Origin of the sequence: Sulfitobacter sp. PM12 (assembly GCF_045586035.1) — a bacterium.
In the GTDB taxonomy this organism is placed as follows: domain Bacteria; phylum Pseudomonadota; class Alphaproteobacteria; order Rhodobacterales; family Rhodobacteraceae; genus Sulfitobacter; species Sulfitobacter pontiacus.
Window position 1 is genome coordinate 47,179 of sequence record NZ_CP151534.1, and the last position, 21,324, is coordinate 68,502.

Annotated in this window: 20 protein-coding genes; 6 read left to right on the forward strand and 14 right to left on the reverse strand. The window is 60.9% G+C overall.

Translation table 11 applies throughout. From position 1 onward, the window contains the following. Nucleotides 1-133: 133 nt before the first annotated feature. Genes nthA through AADW22_RS17415 form a run of 3 tightly spaced genes read left to right on the forward strand, consistent with a single transcriptional unit; the run spans nt 134 to nt 1,742 of the window. Nucleotides 134-760, forward strand: a complete 627-nt coding sequence (gene nthA / locus AADW22_RS17405; RefSeq protein ID WP_407474799.1) for a nitrile hydratase subunit alpha — start codon at nt 134-136, stop codon at nt 758-760. Further along, nucleotides 757-1,419, forward strand: a complete 663-nt coding sequence (gene nthB / locus AADW22_RS17410; protein WP_064215706.1) for a nitrile hydratase subunit beta — start codon at nt 757-759, stop codon at nt 1,417-1,419. Before nthA ends, nthB begins: the two co-directional genes overlap by 4 nt. Next, complete coding sequence (locus AADW22_RS17415; protein ID WP_407474800.1) at nt 1,416-1,742, forward strand: nitrile hydratase accessory protein; 327 nt, start codon at nt 1,416-1,418, stop codon at nt 1,740-1,742. Before nthB ends, AADW22_RS17415 begins: the two co-directional genes overlap by 4 nt. Before the next feature lie 40 nt (nt 1,743-1,782). Here AADW22_RS17415 and AADW22_RS17420 read toward each other — a convergent pair whose 3' ends face one another. From AADW22_RS17420 to AADW22_RS17430, 3 genes are all read right to left on the reverse strand, one after another. After that, on the reverse strand, nt 1,783-3,093 hold the full coding sequence (locus AADW22_RS17420; protein ID WP_407474801.1) for a TRAP transporter large permease: 1,311 nt from the start codon (nt 3,091-3,093) through the stop codon (nt 1,783-1,785). Further along, nucleotides 3,090-3,638: a TRAP transporter small permease gene (locus AADW22_RS17425; RefSeq protein WP_009824216.1), complete on the reverse strand. Its 549-nt coding sequence runs from the start codon at nt 3,636-3,638 to the stop codon at nt 3,090-3,092. Before AADW22_RS17425 ends, AADW22_RS17420 begins: the two co-directional genes overlap by 4 nt. 82 nt (nt 3,639-3,720) lie before the next feature. Next, nucleotides 3,721-4,872, reverse strand: coding sequence for a C4-dicarboxylate TRAP transporter substrate-binding protein (locus tag AADW22_RS17430; RefSeq protein WP_005848706.1), 1,152 nt, complete (start codon nt 4,870-4,872; stop codon nt 3,721-3,723). Between the two features lie 333 nt (nt 4,873-5,205). On the opposite strand from AADW22_RS17430, the gene AADW22_RS17435 reads away from it, so the two are divergent. Continuing rightward, nucleotides 5,206-5,862 carry a TetR/AcrR family transcriptional regulator gene (locus AADW22_RS17435; RefSeq protein ID WP_407474802.1) on the forward strand — a complete coding sequence of 219 codons (657 nt, stop codon included), beginning with the start codon at nt 5,206-5,208 and terminating at the stop codon, nt 5,860-5,862. Between the two features lie 9 nt (nt 5,863-5,871). On the opposite strand, the gene AADW22_RS17440 is transcribed toward AADW22_RS17435, so the two are convergent. Then, nucleotides 5,872-8,931, reverse strand: a complete 3,060-nt coding sequence (locus tag AADW22_RS17440) for an efflux RND transporter permease subunit (RefSeq protein WP_407474803.1) — start codon at nt 8,929-8,931, stop codon at nt 5,872-5,874. Nucleotides 8,932-8,934: 3 nt separating this feature from the next. Next, the gene (locus AADW22_RS17445) at nt 8,935-10,011 is read right to left on the reverse strand and encodes an efflux RND transporter periplasmic adaptor subunit (RefSeq protein ID WP_168593273.1); all 1,077 of its coding nucleotides are present in this window, start codon (nt 10,009-10,011) and stop codon (nt 8,935-8,937) included. A 113-nt stretch (nt 10,012-10,124) separates the two neighbouring features. Between AADW22_RS17445 and AADW22_RS17450 the strand changes: the two genes are divergently transcribed. Next, the gene (locus AADW22_RS17450; protein ID WP_184584043.1) at nt 10,125-10,742 is read left to right on the forward strand and encodes a TetR/AcrR family transcriptional regulator; all 618 of its coding nucleotides are present in this window, start codon (nt 10,125-10,127) and stop codon (nt 10,740-10,742) included. On the opposite strand, the gene AADW22_RS17455 is transcribed toward AADW22_RS17450, so the two are convergent. Next, complete coding sequence (locus tag AADW22_RS17455; RefSeq protein ID WP_180829759.1) at nt 10,709-11,437, reverse strand: acyl-homoserine-lactone synthase; 729 nt, start codon at nt 11,435-11,437, stop codon at nt 10,709-10,711. The two genes, AADW22_RS17450 and AADW22_RS17455, sit on opposite strands and share 34 nt — an antisense overlap. Nucleotides 11,438-11,612: 175 nt before the next feature. Here AADW22_RS17455 and AADW22_RS17460 point away from each other — a divergent pair, with 175 nt between their 5' ends. Beyond that, nucleotides 11,613-13,004 (forward strand): sensor histidine kinase KdpD, encoded by a 1,392-nt coding sequence (locus tag AADW22_RS17460; protein WP_306285865.1) that lies wholly within the window; start codon nt 11,613-11,615, stop codon nt 13,002-13,004. Here the strand turns inward: AADW22_RS17460 and AADW22_RS17465 are convergent. From AADW22_RS17465 to AADW22_RS17500, 8 genes are all read right to left on the reverse strand, one after another. After that, nucleotides 12,986-14,371, reverse strand: coding sequence for a cytochrome P450 (locus AADW22_RS17465; protein WP_407474804.1), 1,386 nt, complete (start codon nt 14,369-14,371; stop codon nt 12,986-12,988). The two genes, AADW22_RS17460 and AADW22_RS17465, sit on opposite strands and share 19 nt — an antisense overlap. A gap of 102 nt (nt 14,372-14,473) precedes the next feature. Next, nucleotides 14,474-14,854 carry a type II toxin-antitoxin system death-on-curing family toxin gene (locus AADW22_RS17470; protein ID WP_407474805.1) on the reverse strand — a complete coding sequence of 127 codons (381 nt, stop codon included), beginning with the start codon at nt 14,852-14,854 and terminating at the stop codon, nt 14,474-14,476. A gap of 14 nt (nt 14,855-14,868) precedes the next feature. Then, nucleotides 14,869-15,105: a type II toxin-antitoxin system Phd/YefM family antitoxin gene (locus AADW22_RS17475; protein ID WP_407474806.1), complete on the reverse strand. Its 237-nt coding sequence runs from the start codon at nt 15,103-15,105 to the stop codon at nt 14,869-14,871. 86 nt (nt 15,106-15,191) lie between these two features. Further along, nucleotides 15,192-16,460 (reverse strand): tetratricopeptide repeat protein, encoded by a 1,269-nt coding sequence (locus AADW22_RS17480; RefSeq protein WP_180829753.1) that lies wholly within the window; start codon nt 16,458-16,460, stop codon nt 15,192-15,194. A gap of 207 nt (nt 16,461-16,667) precedes the next feature. Next, nucleotides 16,668-17,645: a bile acid:sodium symporter family protein gene (locus AADW22_RS17485; protein ID WP_407474807.1), complete on the reverse strand. Its 978-nt coding sequence runs from the start codon at nt 17,643-17,645 to the stop codon at nt 16,668-16,670. Nucleotides 17,646-17,743: 98 nt separating this feature from the next. Next, entirely contained in the window at nt 17,744-19,333 is a 1,590-nt protein-coding gene (locus AADW22_RS17490; protein WP_407474808.1) for a gamma-glutamyltransferase family protein, read from the reverse strand. Continuing rightward, the gene (locus tag AADW22_RS17495; protein ID WP_260006022.1) at nt 19,317-20,834 is read right to left on the reverse strand and encodes a tripartite tricarboxylate transporter permease; all 1,518 of its coding nucleotides are present in this window, start codon (nt 20,832-20,834) and stop codon (nt 19,317-19,319) included. The genes AADW22_RS17490 and AADW22_RS17495 overlap by 17 nt, the downstream gene beginning before the upstream one ends. Continuing rightward, nucleotides 20,835-21,305 (reverse strand): tripartite tricarboxylate transporter TctB family protein, encoded by a 471-nt coding sequence (locus AADW22_RS17500; RefSeq protein ID WP_240790874.1) that lies wholly within the window; start codon nt 21,303-21,305, stop codon nt 20,835-20,837. Nucleotides 21,306-21,324: the final 19 nt, after the last annotated feature.

The following is a 21,324-nucleotide window of genomic DNA, read 5'->3' on the forward strand; positions in this document are numbered from 1 at the left end:
TCAGGACGGGGGGATAAGTAAGGTATGTTGACGTCACGGAAGTCGCGGCAGGCCGCCCACACATATGGTGCTTTCCAATCGCGGCGTTCCCTCCTATCGTTGCATCAACACGCAGGGCGAAGGGGGCGGAACGATGACATCCCGCGGGCATGATCACAACGGCGATCATTCACATCTGACAGAAACCGAGGCGCGGGTGAGGGCGCTGGAAAGCCTGTTGAGCGCCAAGGGCTATATCGACAGCGCGGCGGTGGACCGTATCATCCAGACCTACGAGACCAAGATCGGCCCGCGCAACGGTGCGCATGTGGTGGCGAAATCATGGGTAGAGCCGGAATTCGAGGCATGGCTAAGGCGCGATTCCTCTGCAGCGATCCATTCGCTTGGGTATCATTCCCGTCAGGGCGAGCATATCGAAGCGGTGTTCAACTCGGACGAGGTGCACCATCTGGTCGTCTGCACGCTGTGCTCTTGCTACCCGTGGTCGGTGCTGGGACTGCCGCCGACGTGGTATAAATCGCCTCCCTTCCGGTCGCGGGCGGTGATTGATCCGCGTGGGGTACTGGCGGAGTTCGGCGTGACCCTTGACCCGGCAACGCGGGTCGAGGTGCATGATTCAACCGCCGAGATCCGCTATCTTGTGATCCCGCAGCGCCCCGCAGGAACCGAAGGCTATTCGATGGAACAGTTGGCCGATCTGGTGACCCGCAATGCGATGATCGGGACAGGGCTGGCGCGCGCGCCGCAGGTGGCATCATGAACGGCGGCGCGGACCTTGGCGGGATGATGGGCTTTGGCCCCGTGGTGCAAGAAGAGGACGAACCGCTGTTTCACGCCCCCTGGGAGGCCCGCGCGCTTGGTATCGTGGTGGCGCTTGGGGCCTGCGGGCAGTGGAATATCGATGCTGCGCGATCCGCGCGCGAAGATATGCATCCGGGCGATTATACCCGCACGCCCTATTACGCGATCTGGCTGAAAGCGGCCAAGCGGTTGATGGTGGAAAAGGGGATGCTCACCGAGGCAGAGATCGCGCAATCGGTGCCGCTGACACCCGCCGCGCCGATCAAACGCAAGCTTGCTGCCGAAGATGTCGACGCCATGTTGGCGGCCGGTGGTCCGGCGGACCGACCCGCGACAGGGACCCCGGCGTTTGCCGTCGGGGATCAGATCAGAACGATCAACAACCATCCCGCAACCCACACCCGTATGGCACGCTATGCCCGCGACAAGATCGGCACGATCACCAAGGTGCACGGGTTTCACGTCTTTCCCGATAGCAATGCGCAAGGGCAGGGCGAGGATCCGCAATGGCTGTATCAGGTGGCCTTTTCGGCGCGCACGCTTTGGGGCGATCAGGCGCGCGCGGATGACAGCGTGACCCTTGATCTGTGGGAACCCTATCTAAGGACCGTATCATGACCCTGCCCGATCTTTCGCTATTGCCCGATATTGCGTTGTCGGATGATGAACCGGTGTTTGACGCGCCGTGGCAGGCGCAGGCCTTTGCGATGGCGGTGTCCCTGCATCAATCGGGGGCCTTTACATGGGCCGAATGGGCGCAGGCGTTGACCGCAGAGGTGCATTCAGGGACAGAGCGTGACTACTACCAGCACTGGCTGACTGCGCTGGAAAAGATCGTGGCGCAAAAGCAGCTGACAACGGCGGGCGAGCTGGCGGCATGTAAAGACGCATGGCACGAAGCTGCGGCACGGACGCCTCACGGGGAAGCTATCACGCTGTGAAGGGCTCCGGCGCGGAAAACTCCGCGCCGGAGGCGATGTCTTAGCGGCCGACCCAATCGGGCAGGAACATCACGATATCGGGCACGGCGATCAACCCTGCCACGATCAACAGATCAACGATGACGAACCAGAACACGCCCTTGAAGATCGTGGACAGCGACGCGGTATTGCCGACCACACCTTTGATCACGAAGACATTCATCCCCATGGGCGGCGTGATCATCCCGATTTCGAGCAGCTTGACCAGCACCACACCGAACCACAGCAGGCTATAGCCCGTCTCTTCGACGATGGGCAGAACGATAGGCAACGTCAGCAGCATCGCACCGACGGGCTCCAGCATCATGCCAAGCGCTAGATAGACGCAAACGATGCCGATCATGATCAACAACGGCGCGGCACCAAAGCCCAGGATCGCATCGGACAGCGCGTCCCCGATCCCCGACAGCGCCAGAAAGCGTGTCAGCAGGCTGGCCCCCACGGCGATGATCAGCAAAGCGGCGGTGGTGGTCAGTGTTTCGGTGATCGCCATGCGCAGCGCCTTGAACGTCAGCGTGCGGTACAGCAGGGCGACAATGGTCGACAGCATGGCCCCGATGGCGCCCGCTTCGGTCGGGGTGAACGCCCCGCCAAACAGACCCGCAAACACACCGATCACGATCAGCAGCACCGGCCATGTCTGACCCAATGCCTTGATCTTTTCCGCGCGCGTCGCGCTGATCTGGACCGGAGGGGCAAGATCAGGGTTCATCTTCACCCGCACGAGGATCAGCACGATATAGGCGACCAGCGTGATCACCCCGACCACCAGACCCCCCAGGAACAGGGCACTGACCGACTGCCGCGAGATGATGCCGTAAAGGATCATCAGGATCGATGGCGGGATCAGGGCACCAATGGTCCCCGCCGCGGCAACGGTGCCCGTCGCCAGTTCGGGGCTGTACCGGTGACGCACCATTTCAGGTACCGCGATTTTACCCATCGCCGCAGAGCAGGCGACCGAGGATCCGGTCACAGCGGCAAAACCCGCGCAGCCAAAGACTGACGCAATCGCAAGTCCGCCCGGCAGGCTCGACAGCCAGATCTGCGCGGCGTTGAACAGCCCTTGCGTCAGCCTTGTATGATAACAGATGAACCCCATGAACAAGAAGGCGGGGATAGAGCTCAGCACCCATGAATTGGCAAAGCTATAGGGCACGATCCCGAGGCTCCCCCAAGCGATGTTCCAGTTGAACATGGACCAAAGCCCGCCAAAGGACACGGCGATCAGCGAGATGCCAATCGGGATACGCATCAGGATCATCGCCAGCAGGATCGCGATAAAGATGCCTGCGATTTGTAACTCGGTCATTGTGCGTCTCCGCCGGCTAGATAGGGGTCTTCAACCTGCAAGGCGTTCAACCCGTGGGGGCGGCCGGTAAGGTGACAGATGAATTTCCACGCGGCGACGATCGACATCAGGCCAAAGCCCAAGGGCAGCGCCAGATAGGTGGGCCATGTGGTCACCTTGCCGCCTGCCTCGATCGAATAGGAGCCGCCGATAAATTTCGCCAAAGCCTCGTCTCCGGTGCGGATCGCGACGGTGGCGGTCACGATGCAGGTCAGCAGCAAGGCCAGCCCCGCGAGAAAGCTTTGTACTTTGGTGGGAAACCTTTCGACCAGCAGTTCAACCGCGATGTGGCTGTCGTTTTGCTCCACCGCGGCGAGAGGCAGAAAGGCGATCGCGACCATATAAAAGGCCGAGACGTAAAGAATAGTAGAGTTCAGCGGCGTATCGAACGCAAAGCGCATGACCACGTCGATGGTGACATGGGCAACCAGCATCAGAACAATGATACCAGCCAGCGAAGCGGTCAACGTGATCACCGCAGAGATCACTGACGCGATAAGTTTCATCGGAGTATCCGTTTGCAAAAGGGGTCGTCGGGGGGCCACGCGCATCGGCGCGGCACCCCGTTGTGATCAGCGGATGGGCGGCTTACTGCGCGTATGTCGCTGGGTCCACTTTGGAAATCACCTGATCCCAGATCACTTGGTTCAACGCGTCAGCGCTGTCCACGTCGACCACCAGATCGTTCCACTTGGCCAACAGCGGCTCGAAATCGGCGGCGATTTCATCGGCCCGCGCAACGTCATAAGTGTCTTTGAACAGGGCGGAAACGGTCTTGAGGTCCTGACGGCTGAATTCCTTGACCGCTGCCAGCAGCTCTGCGTCGGGCTCGTGGATGTTGATCCCGGCCCCACGCGCATGTTCGATCGCCGCGGCATCGTCGGTGTAGAAGTTCCATGTGGTATGCGCCGTCATCTGGCTGCCACCCCACAGCAGGGCTTCGCGCGATGCGTCGTCCATGCCCTTCCAGCGGTCCGCATTCACGTTCGCCGAGGAAACGCCCGCAAACACACCGCCCGGTACGGCCAGCGTGATATCGGTGACGACCTCGTGCAGGTTGTAGTTTGTCAGCTCGGGCGCGGACAGCATGGCGCAGTCGATGATGCCTTGATCCAGCGCTTCATAGGCTTCCGAAACGGGCAGACGCACGCCTTGGGCGCCGAAAGCTTCAGCGAATCGCACGAAACCCGCACCACCGGCACGCAGACGCAGACCGTTCAGATCTTCGACGGAGGTGACTTTGACGTCCTTGCACAGCAAGTTGTACAGCGGTGTCACGCCGCCACCGGTATAGACCTGATTTTGTGCGCTATATTCTTCCAGACACTCGGGGCATTTGGTGAAGGTGTATTCGACCATCGCGCCGGTGAAGGCCAGCGGCTCTTTACCTGTGGGTTTTTCGACAAGGTTCACCAGCAGGTTCATCTCGTGCAGGAAGAGGTTGGTGGAATATTCCGCCGGGTAGTAGGGCGGCAGCACAAAGCCGACATCCGCCAGACCGTCGCGCACACCGGGCGAGGTTTCAGGCAGGCTCAGCAGGGACATCGCGAAACCGGTTACGTCGACTTCACCGTCAGAGCGTTCGGCCACGGCTTCGGCATAGGCGTCAACCGCCAGACCGATGGCAGAGTTATTCGGATAGCCGTAGGCAAAGTTCAGACGCTCTTTCGCGCTGGCCTGACCGGCGATGGCAACAGCAGCGACCAATGCGGTGACTGCGACGGATGATTTATAAGTCATGTATGTCCTCCCAAACATATATTTCGGGTCACGCAACCGCGCAAAATGCGTGGTTGCCCCTTGATTTTCGGTACTCGGCACACCGTCCATTCCCACGGTCTGATGTGTTGAGCCTGTGATTTCCCGGCCCAACATTCCGAGTAGTATGTTACTCTCGTAACAGGGCGCGCAGGTGTCAATAGCTGTCGGTGATGTAAGTGCGCTAACGGATAATTACGGGGGGTCCGGTGACGCAACGGCTTGTCACAACCGTTTTTTTCGGCTCAGTATTCACGCTACACGGGCAAAACCCCCCGTTCTTTACTGCGCACCCGCTGTCAAAGGCTGAACCGAATGGACGAACACATCGATGACGACACGCTGACGGACGCCACCGAGGGTGCCGCGCCCAAGCACGACAGCCGCCGCGAGATCATCGAGGCGGCGGCGCAGTGCTTTATGCTCAAGGGGCTCGACAAGGCGACGATGGACGATATCGCCGATGTTCTGGGCGCGACCAAAGGGCGGGTGTACCACCATTTCCGGTCCAAGAACGCGATATATTTCGCGGTGTACCGACAGGCGATGCAATATTGTTTTGACGCGGTTACCCCGCTGATATCATTGGATACTTCCAACATCAGCAAGCTCGAATTGATGGCCCATGCCCATGCGCGGGTGATGATGGATACGCTGCCCTATCAGCGCAGTATCCGCTTGGGCGTAGAGGTCTATTTGCGCGGCTCCACCACAGAGGCAGAGCGCGGCGTGCTGCGCGAGCTGATTACCCTGCGCAACGACTATGAAAATCTCTACCGCGAGGTGCTGCGCGCGGGTGTGGCGCAGGGGGAGTTGGACGTGCCGAACATCGAAATCGCCAGCCGTGCGTTGATGGGGGCATTGAACGGGCTGGTTGACTGGTACCGTATCCGTCCCGATCAATCCGAGGGGGAGCGCGACGCGCTGGCCCGTGCTTTGGCGCATGCCGTGGTGCATGGCACCACGGCATAATCCGTTTTCCTAGGCCGGTTTGGCCGCCGCATCCGCGCGGCGCTCTTTCGCGAGATAGGTGTGATATAGCGCGGGCACACCGATCAGCGTCAGAACAGAGGCAAAGCCCAAACCGCCCATAATCGTCACCGCCATCGCGGCAAAGAACGAATCGGCCAGCAGCGGCACCATCCCGAGGATCGTCGTGACCGCCGCCAGAACCACAGGGCGCAAACGGCTGACACTGGCGGTGACAATGGCGTCATGCTGGTTCAGGCCGTTTTCTTTCTGCACGTCGATCTCTTCGACCAGAACAATGGCGTTCTTGATCAACATACCCGACAGCGACAGCAGCCCCAGCAGCGCGGTAAAGCTGAACGCCAACCCCGAGAACAACAGCCCCAGTGCCGCCCCGTTGATCGCCATGGGCACAATGGTCCAGATCACCGCCGTCTGGCGCAGTTTGCCGAACAGCAGGATGGTGATCAGCAACATCGTCCCGAAGCTCAGCGGCATCTGCTTGCCAAGCGAAGCCTGCGCGTCGCCCGCGTTCTCGAACTCTCCGCCCCATTCAAGGGTATAGCCGACCGGCAGCTCGATCTCTTCGATCAGCGGGCGGATCTGCGGGAAGACGGTGGGCGGGGTGACGCCTTCGATGACGTTGGCCTGTACCGTGATCGTCTGCACGCGGTTGCGCCGTTCGATCACCGCGTTTTCGGCGGTGACCTTGAACCCGTCGATCACCTGGCTCAGCGGCAGGTAGTCCCCAAGCGCGGCGGAATAGACGATCTGGTCGGGCAGCTGCCCGTTGCTAGCGGATTCCGAACGTGGCACCCGCACGATGATGTCGATCAGCCGGTCCCGTTCGCGGTAGGTGCCCGCGGTGATCCCGTTGGTCGACAGGGCAATCGCATCCGCCACATCGCTGCGCCCGATGCCCACGGCCTGCGCACGGTCCTCGGCATAGACGGGACGGGTCACAAGCACTTTCTCGCGCCAATCGACATGTTCGGTATGCAGCAGCGGGGTCGCGTCACGCAGGATATCCTCTGCCTGATCGGCCAGATCGCGCAGCACTTCGGGGTCAGGCCCAGAAAAACGCGCCTCGATATCCGACCCGCCACCGGGGCCGAAAATGATCCGCTTGGTCTGCACCTCTGCCCAAGGCAGCGCGTTGATCGCGAACTGGTCAAGCTCGGCGCGCAGGGCGGGGATTGCGTCAGCCGAGGTGGCGCGCACCACCAGCTGCCCGATCGAAGGGTCGCTGTCTCCGGGCGTGTAGGTCAGAACATAGCGCGTCAGACCGGCACCGATGGTCGTCGTCACCGTGTCCACGTCGTCGCGCGCGAGCAGCCAATCCTCGATCACCGCAAGATCGCGGGAGGTCGACTGGATAGAGCTACCTTGCTCCGCCTTGTATTCAAAGTAGAACAGCGGCGTGTTGGACGCGGGGAAGAACTGCTGTTTGACCTGACCAAAGATCATCACACAGGCCACCGTGGTGCCGATCAGGCCGACAAACACCAGCCAGCGGAACCGCAGCACCAGCCGGACAAGGTTGCCATAGCTGCGGAAAATCGGGCCGTTATACCCGCTGTCGTCATCCGCCAGCCCGCCGATCTTCAGCATATAGTGCCCCAGCAAGGGCGTCACAGTCACCGCCACGACCCACGACATCAACAACGAGATCGCGATCACCGCAAAAAGCGAGAACATGAATTCGCCCGTGGCGTCAGGCGACAGACCGATCCCGGCAAACGCCATGATCCCGATGACCGTGGCCCCCAGCAGGGGGATCTGCGTATTCTGCGCCGCTGTATCCGCGGCCGCGACCGAGGGCCGTCCCTTGCGCATTTCCTGCTGCATACCCTCGGCGATGACGATGGCGTTATCCACCAGCATCCCCATCGCGATGATCAAGGCCCCAAGGCTGATCCGTTCAACTTTGACGCCGAACAGATACATGAAGAAGAACGTGGCCAGCACGGTCAGCAAAAGCGATACGCCCACAACAACCGAGGCGCGGACCCCCATGAACAGCGCAAGCACCCCGATCACCACGCCCACGGACATGGCAAGAGACAAAAGGAAGCTGTTGTTGGCTTCGTCCACGACGCGGTGTTGTTCGTAGATCGGGGTGATCTCGACCCCGACGGGAAGGAAGGTCTGCAAGGTCTCAAGCTGCGCTTCGACGCGTTTGCCGACCTCGACGATATTTTCCGATTCCAGTCCCGAAACGCCAAGGGTGAAGACCTCTTGCCCGTCTTGACGCAAAAGGTGGTCGGGGGCGTCCACACGGCCCCGCGACACGGTTGCCACGTCCAGCAGGTTCAGCACCTCGCCCTGAAAGCCGAAGGTCAACGCGCTGATTTCATTGACACTATCATCGCCCGAGGGACCGTCGATCCGCAGGTTGGTATCGCCCGTTTCGACAAAGCCGGTGGGGTTGATCGCTGTGGATTCACTGATCGCGCCGATGATCACGCTGGGATCAATGCCAAGCTGTGACATCTTTTGCGACGACGGTTCGACAAAAATCGCCTCTTCCGGCAGCCCGTCGATATCGACGTTGGCAACACCGTCGACCGTCAGCAGGTCACGCCGGATAAAGGTCGCGATCTCCCATATTTCGGAATCCGAAAAGCCGGGGGCGGAGACGGCATAAAGGATACCGAAAACATCGCCAAAGTCGTCGTTCACCTGTGACGGATAGGCCCCCGAGGGCAGTGAGCTTGCCGCGTCAGACACACGATCCCGCAGATCGTCCCAGACCTGTGGCAGCTCGGTCCCGTCGTATTCATCCTGCATCTCGACTTCGATGACCGACAGACCGTGGGTGTTGCGCGAGGTGACGGTCTTGACCTCGTCCATCTGCTGGATTTCAGCCTCTAGCACCTCAGAGATTTCGGTCGCCACCTCTGCCGCGCTGGCACCGGGATAGGCGGTGGCGACGATGGCGGATTTCAAGGTGAAGCTCGGGTCTTCCAGCTTGCCGACAGACAGGTAGCCAAACACACCCCCAAACAGGGCAAAGAGGATGAAAATCCACGTATAAAGTGGATTTTCAATGGAGAAACGTGCGATTTTCATAGTTTACTCGATGCTCAACCCGTTGAAGGGGCGCACGGTGTCGCCCTCGCGCAGCAGCTGTGTGCCAGCGCCAACAACCAGGGTGCCCGGCTCAAGCCCCGTGGCGATGATATCTGTGCCGGTATTCGAGGACACGTCGACGTTGACCCAGCTGACCTGACCCTGTTCGCCGGTCTCGTCAGGGGTATAGACCATGACCCGCGCCTGATCGTCCGCCATGACCACGGCAGAAGGGGGCAGGGTCGTTGCAGTGTCGTCACCTGCCGCGATCCGCGCGGTGACGCTCATCGATGCGCCGGGGATCAGTTTGGGCGTGACCCGATCAGAGGGGAGCGCCAGCGTCACGCGGTAGCTTTGCCCGATGCTTTGCGTTTCGGCGTTGAACTCGCGCAATTCAAGCGGCACACCACCGGCAAATAGCGGCGAGGTGCCGGTAAATTCGACGTCAGCCGCATTTGAATACATCTGGAACATCTGCTCGGGAACGTCGATCTCGACGCGTACTTCCGACATGTCATGCAGTCGCACAATGGCCTGACCCGGAGAGACATTGGCATAATTCGGTGTCAGACGCGAGGCGACCAAGGCGCGGAAGGGGGCGATCAGCGTCGCGTGGTCCAGCGCCTCGCGGGCCTCGCTCAACGCGATCCGCGCCAGATCGCGGGCGGTTTCCGTATCCTGCGCCTGTGCCGTGGACACCGCGTTGCTTTTGGCCAGCGTTTGCGAACGTTCGAAATCCCGTTCGGCTTGGGTCAACTGCACCTCGGCACGTTGTACCGCGCGTTCAAACGGCACCGGGTCCAGCGCCGCGATCTGCACGCCTTCTTGCAGGAACTGCCCTTCTTGGGCGTCGAACATCACCATGCGGCCGCCGACCTCGAACGACAGGTCCACTGTTTCCAGCGCTGCGATCTTGCCGAAAAAGACCCGCTGCACCTGCGACGCGGCGCCGCCCGCCTCTATCAATTTGACCGACCTGATCGGCGCGGGCGTGCCCGAGGGGGTCAGGTCATCGGCGTCTTGTGCAACAAGAGGCGTCGCGAGGGTGGCGCATAAAAGAACGGAAATCAGCTGCTTCATATCAAAGGCCTTTCGAGTACTGAGCGGTACTTACGCGCAGTGACGTACAGTTCAACCCCCCTTGGTACCGTTCAGCACTTTTATTTCACCCATACACGTCCTAGTTCTGCAATATGAATGAAAACGCATCAAAATCGCGAATACTGTCGACAGCGCGCGCCCTGTTCTTCGTCAAAGGCTTTGAAAAAGTCACGACGGACCTTTTGGCGCGCGAGGCTTCTGTGTCCAAGGCGACGATCTATCGCCATTTCGACAATATGTCGGAGATCCTGCAAAATGTGCTCGAGGCCGAGGCCGAGTGTTTTCGCGCCGAGGTGCTGGCGGATATCTCTGGCCATCCCGATTTGCGCACCGCGCTGATGTCGTTCGGGCGCAAGTTCCTGAGCTTTCTAGGGGAGCAGGACTCGGTCGAATTTACCTGCCTGATCCACGAGGTCGCTCGCGATTACCCGCAGATCGGGCGCACCTTCTATACCGCCGCCTTCGAGGCAGTGTGCGCCGCCGTTTGCGGTCTGCTGGTGCAAGGGCAGGAAAACGGCGACCTGCGCGACGATTTCGACCCGCGTGATGTCGCCGAAGACCTTATTTCATTGCTCAAGGGCTTTGGCATGGTCCGTGCGCAACTGGGGCTCACGACGCGCCCCTACAAGGATATCGACCAGCATGTCACCCGTGCGGTCGATACCATTCTGGTCGCTTACCGCGCGTCAGACGGGGTCGGGTCGGCGTAATTCGCCACATGCATGATCGCGGCCTGCGTATTGTCGCCGCTGATGTTCAGCTTGGGGCCCAAGGGCAGCGCGCTCATCCCCAGACGGTTCATCCAGCGTTGGAACACGGCAGGCACGATCCCGATCACATGGGTCGCCCCTTGTTCGGTCGCGGCACGCGCCATGCCCCGGATCAGCTTGGTCTGGATCGCCAGCCGCCGGTGCGCGGGCTCGTTTCTTGACAAAAACAGCCGCGTGGCTTCCCAGACATGGGGCATCACCGGCGCGTCTTCGTAAAGCACATATTCAGGGATATCCGGCAACATCCCCCGCTGCGCGTCTTTCAGCATATAGGTATAACAGCCGCATTGCGCCGTGGTCGGCAGCAACCGCACGCCCGCCAGCACCCGGCCGTATTCATGGATCACGACAGACCGGCTTTGGGGGGTGTCGTACTGGTCAAACTCCATCCCTTCGGTATGGGGCAGATCCCATTCCTTTTGGTCGATAAAAACTGATTTGCGTGCTTTCAGAAAATCTGAATAGAGTTGGCCATACCGATACTGGTTGCCGATATGCACCACTGTCTCTTCCAGTCGTGTCGCGTATGAAGGGACATCACTTTCAACGGGTCGTGTCTGAAGAGCGGCCTGAACCGAAGGCTCCAACTGGATCGTCTCTGCACGCTGGTGCGATTTTGCGTTCTGGATACCCATTGTTCTCTGCCTAAAGCTCCGCTCAAGTAACGAAAAAGTTAACAAAATGCATACAGCCACGGTTCTGCCATGATCGCAACAAATTTTCCACCAATAGTTGAGGTGTATCGTAGTGAAATATCAGCAGATTCGTTTGGCGCCCGATTCCGCGCCAGGCTGACGGAGGAAGCGCAACATGGAAGCAATTGACAATGTTAATTTGCCTCAGGCCCGCCCGGTTCTAAGCCGGCTGCGGGATTATGCGCTTGTGGGCAGCCGTGCGTTTGGCCAGCGGGCGATCATCTATACCGCAGCTATTGCTTTGGCAGGCTATTACTATGAACTGAGGGTCGCGCTGTTTTTCTTTTTCGCGATCGGCTTGTGCGAAATCTATGACATCGTCGTGCTGCGCTACATCCTGCGCAACACCCGGTCCAAGACCCTCAAGATCCGCAAATCGCTGTTCCACATCTACATGACCACGGCGCTCAGTGCGACGACGATTGCGCTTTTCTGCATCTCGATCGCGATCCAGCAGGGCGTTGGAAACAGCCACTTTCTGCCGCTTTTCCTGTTGATTTCCGCCTCTATCTTCGCGGCGATGAACAACCACCAGTTTTTATATGTGCTGGGATTTCGGCTGGCGATCTACATCGGGGCGATCCTCTATATCCCGATCCGCGATGTCGTCGTGGCGCGCCCGTCGCTGGACTCTGAAATCTGGCTGAACCTCTTCACCGCGCTGTTTGTGCTGGGCTTCGTGTTCGAACTCGCCCGGACCTTCATCAAGGGGTATTCCGCGCTGATGAAGAACCGCCTCGCGCTTCAGACCGAGAACAAGAATGCCCTCGCCGCAAGCGAGGCCAAGACCCGTTTCCTGTCCACCGTCAGCCACGAATTGCGCACGCCGCTCACGTCGATCCGCGGTGCGCTTGACCTGATCAACGCGGGGTCAGCGGGCGAGGTGCCGGACAAAATGTCGCGGCTGCTGGATATCGCGACGCGCAACTCGAACCGTCTGGGGGATCTGGTCGGGGATTTGCTGCTTTTGCAATCAGCGGATGTGGGGAAGTTCTCGCTTGATCTGGGTAACGTGGATCTGGCCGAGGTCGTGAACACGGCCGCCCATTCGTTCCAGCCCTATGCCAGCCGCTTTGGCGTCGCGGTAGAGATCAACGTTGCCGCAGACCAGCCCATCGTGCGCGGCGACAAGAAACGGCTCGATCAGGTGATCGTGAACCTGCTGTCCAATGCCGCCAAATTCTCGGAAGCGGGGGGCACGATCCGTGTGGGCCTCAAACGCGAGGACGAGAACCTCGTGATTTCGGTCGCGGATCAGGGCATCGGGATTCCCGAAGGCAGTGAAAGCGTCATCTTCGAGGAATTCGGCCAGATCGATTCAAGCGATCAGCGCAAGTTCCAGGGCACGGGTCTTGGCTTGTCGATCTCGAAACGTATCGTCGATGCCCACGGCGGCAGCATCGCCTATGAAAGCAAGCTCGGCGTGGGCACCACCTTCTGTGTCGTGCTCAAGGCAGCGGATGCGGCCAAGGCGGCCAAACCCGAAAGCTATTCCACCGCTGCCTGATCTACCGGCACGGCCCGCAACATCAGCGGGCCATCGGGCCGCATGGTAAAGGTCAGGTTCGGTGGCGCGACAGGGTGGTCCGTCAGTTCAAAAGACGCCCGCCGCAGCGCCGAGGCAAGCAGCACCATAATCTCTGTCTCGGCATATTGCGCCCCGATGCAGATGCGCGGCCCGTCCCCAAAGGGAATATACTGTCCGCGCGGGTACTTACGGTCCAGAAACCGGTCGTGCTGATAATGCGCCGCGTTGTCCCACAGCAGCTCGTTCCGGTGCAGCGCATAGACCGGGAACATGATCACGTCGCCTTTTTTGAACGTCACATCCTTGATCGTCACCTCATCCGTCGCATCACGGGCGAACAAGGCACCTGCGGGATACATCCGCAGGGTTTCGCGCACATGGGCGTGCAGCTTGGGCATTTTGGGCAAATCGTGAAAGCCGATGGGCCCGTCACCGCAGGCCTCCATCACCTCGACGCGCAGATCGGTCTGTACCTCGGGGTGCATCGCCAGCAGATACAGCCCCCAAGCGATTGTATTGGCCGAGGTCTCATAGCCCGCCGCGACAAAGGTCAGCAGGTTATCGACCGTCGTTTCGACATCTTCCTTATCCGTCTCAAGCGCCTCGATCAGCAGGTCAAGAAAATCGACCGCCTCTGCATGGCGCTGCGCACGGCGGTTGGCGATCACGTCATGGGTCAACTGCCGCAGATCACGGATCGCTTTCTTGCTGCGCAGCCATTTCAGACGGGGCACCCACTTCGGCAGCCCCATCAGGTCGAACAGCGACATATAGCTGATATAGTCGGTGAACCGTCGCATCCCCTGACGGACATCCTGCTTGGACACAGCCTCGTTCCCCGAGAACATCACCCGCGAGATATTGGTGAGCGTCGCCTCTTGCGCCGCATCCGATACATCGACCTCGCCTGCCGTGCGCGCAAAGAAATCCGCCAGCTCGTCGCCGGTCTGGGCAAAATGTCGGGTCAGCACGGGCAGGTTGCGCGCGGCAAAAAGCGGGGCATAGCGATGCCGTTGCGCGCGCCATTTCTCGCCTTCCGACAGGATCATGCCGTTGCCGACAACGGGGCCGATGACGTTATGTGTAAACTCCGCCTTGGGAAAGCGACGCCCGACACCGGCCAGCAGTTCGGTCACCATATCGGGGTCACAGACATAATGGATCTTGGCCGGCCCTTTCAGATAGCTTTGCGTGCGCGTCGCATCGGGGATCACCGAAAAGATGTTCTTCCCCGCTTTTTTGGCAAAGTCGATCAACCCGACATCGGCCTTGGCCAGATCCGCCTCGACAGGGATCGGGTGCGCCGGTGTCGCCCCATCGGGCGCAGGCATATTCTGTGTATTCATTGTCGTCTCCTTGCCGGCCCACGGGTGGCGTTCATCACACCGGTGTTTCTAGCAGGGAAACAATGATTAATTCTATCTAAAGTTACGCGCCAACGCGAAACGTCAGGTCGCAGAGGTCTTGATGCTGTGGTTGCGTAAATGTGCGGCAGCGTCGGCACGGGTCATTTTGCCTTGGGCCAGTTCCACCATCATATCGGCGTGCTCCTGATCCACAGCGGCCTGCAGCTCGTATCCGTTCTGGTCCAGAAAATCGCTGGCGACAAAGAAGGCCGTGCGCTTGTTACCATCGACAAAAGCGTGGTTGCGGGCGATGGCTTCGGCATAGCAGGCGGCCAGTTCAAAAAGCGACGTTTCGCCAAAGGCATATAGGTTCATCGGGCGGGCCAGTGCGGATTCTAGTAGGTCACCATCGCGCAACCCGCGCGCGCCGCCCGCCAGTTCGAGAACACAATCATGCATGTATTCAACAAGTTCGCGGGTCACCCAACGGGGCTCCGTCATCGTTTGGCGAGTTCCAGGATCGTGCTGCGATGCCGTTCAAGCCCGCGCGCCACGCGGTCTTTATCCTGCGTGGTCACCCCTTCGGTCAGGGCGGTCAGGCGACGGTATTCATCCGCTGACAACAGCACCAGACGGTCACGTTGATGGCTGGTGATGATGACAGGCTCGCTCATCGCCGCATCGCTGAATGCGCCGATGTTGTTTTTGAATTCGGTGGCGGTGACACGTGTCATGGGGCTCTCCTTTAGCGTCACCGCACAATATAGGCAAAATGGACATTTTGTCCATATGGGCCGTGGTCACAGCTTTGGCTGGACCGTTAAGGCAAGACCAGCTCTTCCCCGTTCTGCCAGCTTTGCGCCAGTGCCTTTGCTTCACCCTTTTGCTGGGGTGCCAACTGCTGGCCCATTTGCATCAGCCGTTCTTCGGGCGCGTCCAGCGCGCCGTCGCGGTCATAGGCCATCGCGGTATCCTGCAACGCCCATGCGGTCACGGGGTCCGGTGTGACGCTGATCCCTTCGGCATAGAAATGCGCGAGCTTGGCAAGGGATCGGGGCTCTCCGCGTTCGGCGGCGGCACGGTACCAGCGCGCGGCCTCTGCCGGATCGGCGGGGCGGCCCTGACCGTTTTCATACAGCAATCCTACGTTCAGATAGGCAACGGGTTCGCCATATTCCGCAGCTTGCTGATACCAGACCATCGCCTCGTCAAAGTCCTGCTGCACACCGCGTCCAAGCGCATAGTGCTTACCCATGTTGACCTGCGCAGCGGGGACGCCATTGCGCGCTGCCTCATAGTACCAGCCGACGGCTTTCTCGTCATCTTGCGAGGTGCCAAGCCCCTCGGCATAGAGGTTGCCCAGATTGATCTGCGCGGGGGCATAGCCCTGTTCTGCCGCGAGCCGATACCATTCAAGCGCTTGGCCGTGGTCCTGCTTTACCCCGACGCCGTGGTTGGCCATCCAGCCCAGCGAATATTGCGCGTCAGCCAGTCCCTGTTCCGCCGAGGCACGCAAAAGCTGCTGTGCTTCTTCGGGGGCCGCCTCGCCGCCGCGACCTTCCAGCAACAGGATGCCCAAGCGGTATTGGCCCATAGCATTGCCTTGCTCTGCCGCTTTGCGATACCAGGCGCGGGCCTCTGCATCGCTCTGCGCTGTGCCTTCGCCCAGTTCATGCATGTTGCCCAGACTGAATTGTGCCTTGTCAAACCCTTGGGCCGCAGCGCGGGTGAAATAGTCGAACGCGGTTTTCGCATCGGGGTCGACGCCTTGCCCAAAGCGGTAGGACACGCCCAGAGAGTTCAAACCGCAGGGGTTGTTCTGCTCGGCAGACTTCTTGGCCCATGCGACGGAATCATCAAAGCTTTGCGGCACGCCATCGCCGCCGCGATAGTATAGGCGGCCAACCTGACATTGCGCCTCGGCGTCGCCCTGTTCGGCCAGCGGCAGCAGCAATTCCAGCGCGTGGGTATAATCGCCTTGCTCGAACGCGGCCATGCCGTCCTGCACGGTCTGGGCCTGTGCGGCCACGGGCATCACCGCGGCCAGTACGGTACGTCCAAACCAGCTTCGTTTTGATTTATCTGCCATCGATAGGGTCCTTCTTGTCGGGTGGGCAGCCTGCTGCCTTTTCGCGCTTTCGTAACGCGTTTCCCCTATCGATGCACGTCGCCACCCCGCCAAATCTCGGCGGAAAATTGCGTGTTTCTGCTGTGGCTTAGGCCGGGGTGCCCCGACCGGCAAAGACCCGCGCGCGGGCGCGGGGGTGATCGGCAAAAAGGATACCCATGGGTAACTTTAGGCAGGTGCGGCAGCGGCCCGACGCGACGCGCGCTGCGAGACGAAGGCGCAGACCAGAAGCTGCGAGATATGGTAGATCATCAGCGGCAAAACGATGGCACCGACCAGATCGGGCGCGAAAAGCGCCGTGGCAATGGGCAACCCGCTGGCAAGGCTTTTGGTGGACCCGCAGTAGAACAGCACCGCGCGATCCGCGTCGGGCATCGCCGCAGCCTTGCCAAGCGCGATCATCGACCACATGCCCACGGCCAGAAACAGCCAGACCACGGCGAAAAGCAGCATCAGCGTGGTGACGGGGATCGCGGACCAAAGGCCCGAGACGGTGCCCGCGCTGAAGGCAGAGTAGATGATCAGCATGATCGACCCGCGGTCCACGATCATGGTCAGCAGCTTGTGGCGTTGCACAAACCCGCCCACCAGCGGACGCATCACCTGCCCGACGATGAAAGGCAGCAAGATTTGCACGCCGATTTTGCCGATGGCATCCAGACTGACGCCGCCGTCGCCCTGATGCAGCAGCAAGGTCACCAGCACCGGCGTCAGAATGACCCCGATGAGGTTAGAGACGGACGCCGCGCAGATCGCCGCAGGCACATTGCCGCCGGCAATCGAGGTGAAAGCGATAGAGGATTGCACGGTCGAGGGCAGCACCGACAAGAACAGCAGCCCCATGGTCACCGTCGCCCCGAGGATCGGGCTACACAGCGTCGCCAGCAGCAGGCCAATCAGCGGAAACAGCACATAGGTCGCGCCAAAGGTCATCCCCTGCAGGCGCCAATTTGTGATGCCAGCCTTGACCGCGCTTGGGTCCAGCTTGGCCCCATAAAGATAGAACAGCAGCGAGACGGCCCAGAAGGTCACCCCGCGCAGGCCTTCGGCGGCAACACCTGTGGCAGGCAGCACAATGCCCGCGATCACGGTGGCCAGCAGCAAGATCATATAGGCGTCGATGCCGATGCGTTTGATATAGTTCATGGGAATGCCTGCGTTGTCGAAAGATCGATATAGGGGCGCTGCCGGCCCGTAAAGTGCAAGCGGAGGCGTGACCCTCCGCTTGCCCATGTGGCGCGGGATCAGAAGCCTGCGGCTTGCCCGTCCTTGCGCGGATCAGAGCCCGCGGCGTAACCGCCCGCCGCGTTGCGTTGCACCAGTTGCGCGCCGCCGAAGCCAAAGGCGTTGTCCGGCGCCTCGATCTGGATCGCATGGCCAAGCGCCTTGAGCCCGTCGAGCAGATCGGCAGGCATCGAAGGTTCGCAGGCGACGGCCAGCCCCTCGATCGCGCGCCAGCGGGGGGCATCGGCGGCGGTCTGGGGGTCTTGGTCCCACAGCTGCGTGCGCAGCAAGAGCTGCATATGCCCCTGTGCCTGAATGGGCCCGCCCATCATGCCAAAGGCCATCAGCGGCGCACCGTTCTTCATGGCGAAGCCCGGAATGATCGTGTGGAAGGGGCGTTTGCCGGGTGCGACCTGATTGGGGTGGCCGTCCTGTGTCGTGAAGCCAAAGCCGCGGTTCTGCATGGACACACCCGTGCCCGGCACCACCACGCCAGAGCCGAAGCCCGCGTAGTTCGACTGGATGAAGCTGACCATCATACCCGAGGCATCACCGACGTTCAGCAGCACGGTGCCGCCCTGTTTCGGGGCCCCCGCGCCAAAGTCCTGCGCCTTGTTGGGATCAATCAATGCGGCACGGGATTCAAGGTAATCGGGGTCAAGCAGGGCCGCTTCGTCCACGTCGGTCATGTGATCGCGATCGGCGACATAGGCGTGCAGATCGGCATAGGCGAGCTTGATCGCCTCGATCTGCAAATGCACGGCGGCCAGATCGTCGGGGCCGTGGTCGCGGATGTCGGTGTGCTGCAACATGCCAAGCGCCATCAGCGCGGCGATGCCCTGACCGTTTGGCGGGATCTCGTGCAATTCCACGTCGTCAAAGCTTTGGCTGATGGTGCCGCACCAGTCGTTGTGATGCGCTGCCAGATCGTCGGCTGTCATCGCGCCGCCATTGGCCTTGGCGAAGGCCGCGATCTCTTGCGCGATCTCGCCTTCGTAGAACGCGCGGCCCTTGGTTTCGGCAATAGCGCGCAGGGTGCGTGCAGCGCCGGGGTTGCGGAAGCGTTCGCCGGGTTTGGGCGCGCGTCCCTCGGGCATGAAAGTCTCGGCAAAGCCGGGTTGGTCCTTGAGCACCGCGGCCCCTTTGGCCCATGCCGTGCCCACGACCGGCGACACGATAAAGCCGTCTTCAGCATAGCGGATCGCGGGGGCCAGCACGGTCGACAGGCCGAGGCTGCCGAATTTTTCAGACAGTTCGACCCAGGCGCTGACGGCACCGGGGACGGTCACGGCGTCCCAGCCATGTTCGGGGATGCCGTCCTTGAAATATTCGGGCGTCCAAGCGGCGGGCGCGCGGCCCGAGGCGTTCAGCCCGTGCAGCTGCTTGCCGTCCCACAGGATGCAGAAGGCGTCAGAGCCAAGGCCGCAGCCCGTGGGTTCGACGATTGTTAGCACCGCCGCCGTGGCGATGGCCGCATCCACAGCGTTGCCGCCTTGTTGCAGGATGGACAGACCGGCTTGGGTCGCCAGCGGTTGCGAGGTGGCGACGACATTCTCGGCCAGGATGGGCGAGCGGCGCGACGGGTAGACGGGATCATGACGTAGGCGCATGGGATGGCCTTTCTGTAGATGGACGGTTTTTGAGGTGACTGCGGATGGCCCAGACAATGGACACGACAGCCGCAATCAGGAAAATCAGGCTGATGGGGCGGGTGAAGAACAGCGTCGGGTCTTCGTCCGTCATCAGCGCGCGCCGCAGGTTGGTTTCTGCAATCGGGCCCAGAATGACCCCCAGCACCAAAGGTGCCAGCGCATAGCCAAGGGCGCGCAGCGTGTAGCCGGTGATGCCGATAAAGATCAGCAGGTAAAGGTCGGTCACGCGGTTGTTCAGCGCAAAGGTGCCCACGACGCAGCAGGTCATCACCACCGGCACGATCAGCCATTTGGGCACTTCGGTCACCCGCAGGAACAGTCGCATAGAGCAGATCGACACGATCAACATCATGAAGGACGCGACCACCATCGCGATGAACATGCCATAGACAAGGTCACCGTGATCCATGATCAGCCGTGGCCCGACCGAGATGCCATGCACCATCAGCGACGCCATGAGGATCGCATCGACAGCCGATCCGGGGATGCCCAGACCGATAAGCGGGATCAGTCCGCCGCCCGCGGTGGCGGAGTTGCCCGCCTCGGAGGCGACGATGCCGTCGGGTTCACCGGTGCCGAATTTGTCACTGTTCTTGGACCCGCGCTTGGCCTGGTCATAGGCGACGAGGTTGGCGATGGACCCGCCCGCACCGGGCAGGGCACCGATCAGCACGCCGACGATGGAGGACCGCAGCAGGTTGACGGGCCGCATCAACACTTCCTTCATCACGGTCCATGTCTGGAAATCGATGGCCCCTGTGACCAGCGCATTGCCCGACCGCACGCTGTCGGCATTCTCTACCTCTGACACAAGCTGCGAGATGGCGAAGATCCCGATCAGCACGACCAGAAACGGCAGGCCGGCCTGCAGCATCTCTATGCCGAAATCAAAGCGCGGGCGGCCCATGATCGGGTCCGTTCCCACGGTAGAGATTGCAAGCCCGATCAGCCCCGCCAGAATGCCGCGCATGGCGGAGGTGCCGACAAGGCTGGCGACGATTGTGAGGGCAAAGACGATGAGCGAGAAATACTCCCACGGGCCAAGGCGCACGGCGAAAAGCGCGAGCGGCGGTGCGGCGAAGATCAGCACGATGGTCGAGATGACGGTGCCAAAGAAGGACGCCCAGACCCCGATGGACAGCGCGCGCCCCGGTTCGCCGTTGCGCGCCATGGGGAAGGCGTCAAAGGTCGTGGCGACCGACGATGGCGTGCCGGGGATGCCCAGCAACGCCGCCGAGATCAGCCCGCCAGTATAGCCGCCCACATAGACCGAGAGCATCACGGCGATGCCTTGCAAAGGCTCCATCGTGAAGGTCAGCGGCAGGGTCAGCACAATCGCCATGGTGACGGTGAAACCGGGGATCGCCGCCGCAACGATGCCCGCGACGGACCCGGCCAGCATATAGGCGAGCGTCGCTAGCGTGAAAATCTGCGCGGCCCCTGTCATGAAATCAGTCATTCAAAGCACTCCGCGCGGTAGGAAGACGGTGAACACTTCGGCAAAAAGCCAGTTCAGCCCGAAGGAGAAAACCACCGCCACCACAGCGGCGAGGGCAATAGACTTGGGCGTGCGCGGCATCAGGATCACCTGAAGCACGAAAAGGAAGATCAGGCTGGCGATGGAAAACCCCAGCACCGGAATGACCAGCAGATAGGCGGTGAGCGCGCCAAGGCAGACAAACACCAGATAGCAGCGTTTCGCCCATGCTACGGCCTGTGCGGCGAAATCACCGTAAGCATGGCGGGGGATCTGGCGCAGCGCGTCGATGATCGCGATGGCTGATACGATCGCCATCGCGCCAAAGATGATCTTGGGGAACGCCCCCGCGCCAAGCTTTTCAAAACGCGAGGTCGCAATGCCGCTGGCCGAGATGAATAATGCGATCGAGGCCAGCAGGAGGAAGACATAGCTCAGAAGGCGGGCAACCAAGCCCGCCTCCTGTGCCTTC

Bases quoted from the DNA above. Each gene is read 5' to 3' on its own strand.
- nthA (WP_407474799.1), top strand. From the start codon at position 134: ATGACATCCCGCGGGCATGATCACAACGGCGATCATTCACATCTGACA.
- nthB (WP_064215706.1), top strand. From the start codon at position 757: ATGAACGGCGGCGCGGACCTTGGCGGGATGATGGGCTTTGGCCCCGTG.
- AADW22_RS17415 (WP_407474800.1), top strand. From the start codon at position 1,416: ATGACCCTGCCCGATCTTTCGCTATTGCCCGATATTGCGTTGTCGGAT.
- AADW22_RS17420 (WP_407474801.1), bottom strand. From the start codon at position 3,093: ATGACCGAGTTACAAATCGCAGGCATCTTTATCGCGATCCTGCTGGCG.
- AADW22_RS17425 (WP_009824216.1), bottom strand. From the start codon at position 3,638: ATGAAACTTATCGCGTCAGTGATCTCTGCGGTGATCACGTTGACCGCT.
- AADW22_RS17430 (WP_005848706.1), bottom strand. From the start codon at position 4,872: ATGACTTATAAATCATCCGTCGCAGTCACCGCATTGGTCGCTGCTGTT.
- AADW22_RS17435 (WP_407474802.1), top strand. From the start codon at position 5,206: ATGGACGAACACATCGATGACGACACGCTGACGGACGCCACCGAGGGT.
- AADW22_RS17440 (WP_407474803.1), bottom strand. From the start codon at position 8,931: ATGAAAATCGCACGTTTCTCCATTGAAAATCCACTTTATACGTGGATT.
- AADW22_RS17445 (WP_168593273.1), bottom strand. From the start codon at position 10,011: ATGAAGCAGCTGATTTCCGTTCTTTTATGCGCCACCCTCGCGACGCCT.
- AADW22_RS17450 (WP_184584043.1), top strand. From the start codon at position 10,125: ATGAATGAAAACGCATCAAAATCGCGAATACTGTCGACAGCGCGCGCC.
- AADW22_RS17455 (WP_180829759.1), bottom strand. From the start codon at position 11,437: ATGGGTATCCAGAACGCAAAATCGCACCAGCGTGCAGAGACGATCCAG.
- AADW22_RS17460 (WP_306285865.1), top strand. From the start codon at position 11,613: ATGGAAGCAATTGACAATGTTAATTTGCCTCAGGCCCGCCCGGTTCTA.
- AADW22_RS17465 (WP_407474804.1), bottom strand. From the start codon at position 14,371: ATGAATACACAGAATATGCCTGCGCCCGATGGGGCGACACCGGCGCAC.
- AADW22_RS17475 (WP_407474806.1), bottom strand. From the start codon at position 15,105: ATGACACGTGTCACCGCCACCGAATTCAAAAACAACATCGGCGCATTC.
- AADW22_RS17480 (WP_180829753.1), bottom strand. From the start codon at position 16,460: ATGGCAGATAAATCAAAACGAAGCTGGTTTGGACGTACCGTACTGGCC.
- AADW22_RS17485 (WP_407474807.1), bottom strand. From the start codon at position 17,645: ATGAACTATATCAAACGCATCGGCATCGACGCCTATATGATCTTGCTG.
- AADW22_RS17490 (WP_407474808.1), bottom strand. From the start codon at position 19,333: ATGCGCCTACGTCATGATCCCGTCTACCCGTCGCGCCGCTCGCCCATC.
- AADW22_RS17495 (WP_260006022.1), bottom strand. From the start codon at position 20,834: ATGACTGATTTCATGACAGGGGCCGCGCAGATTTTCACGCTAGCGACG.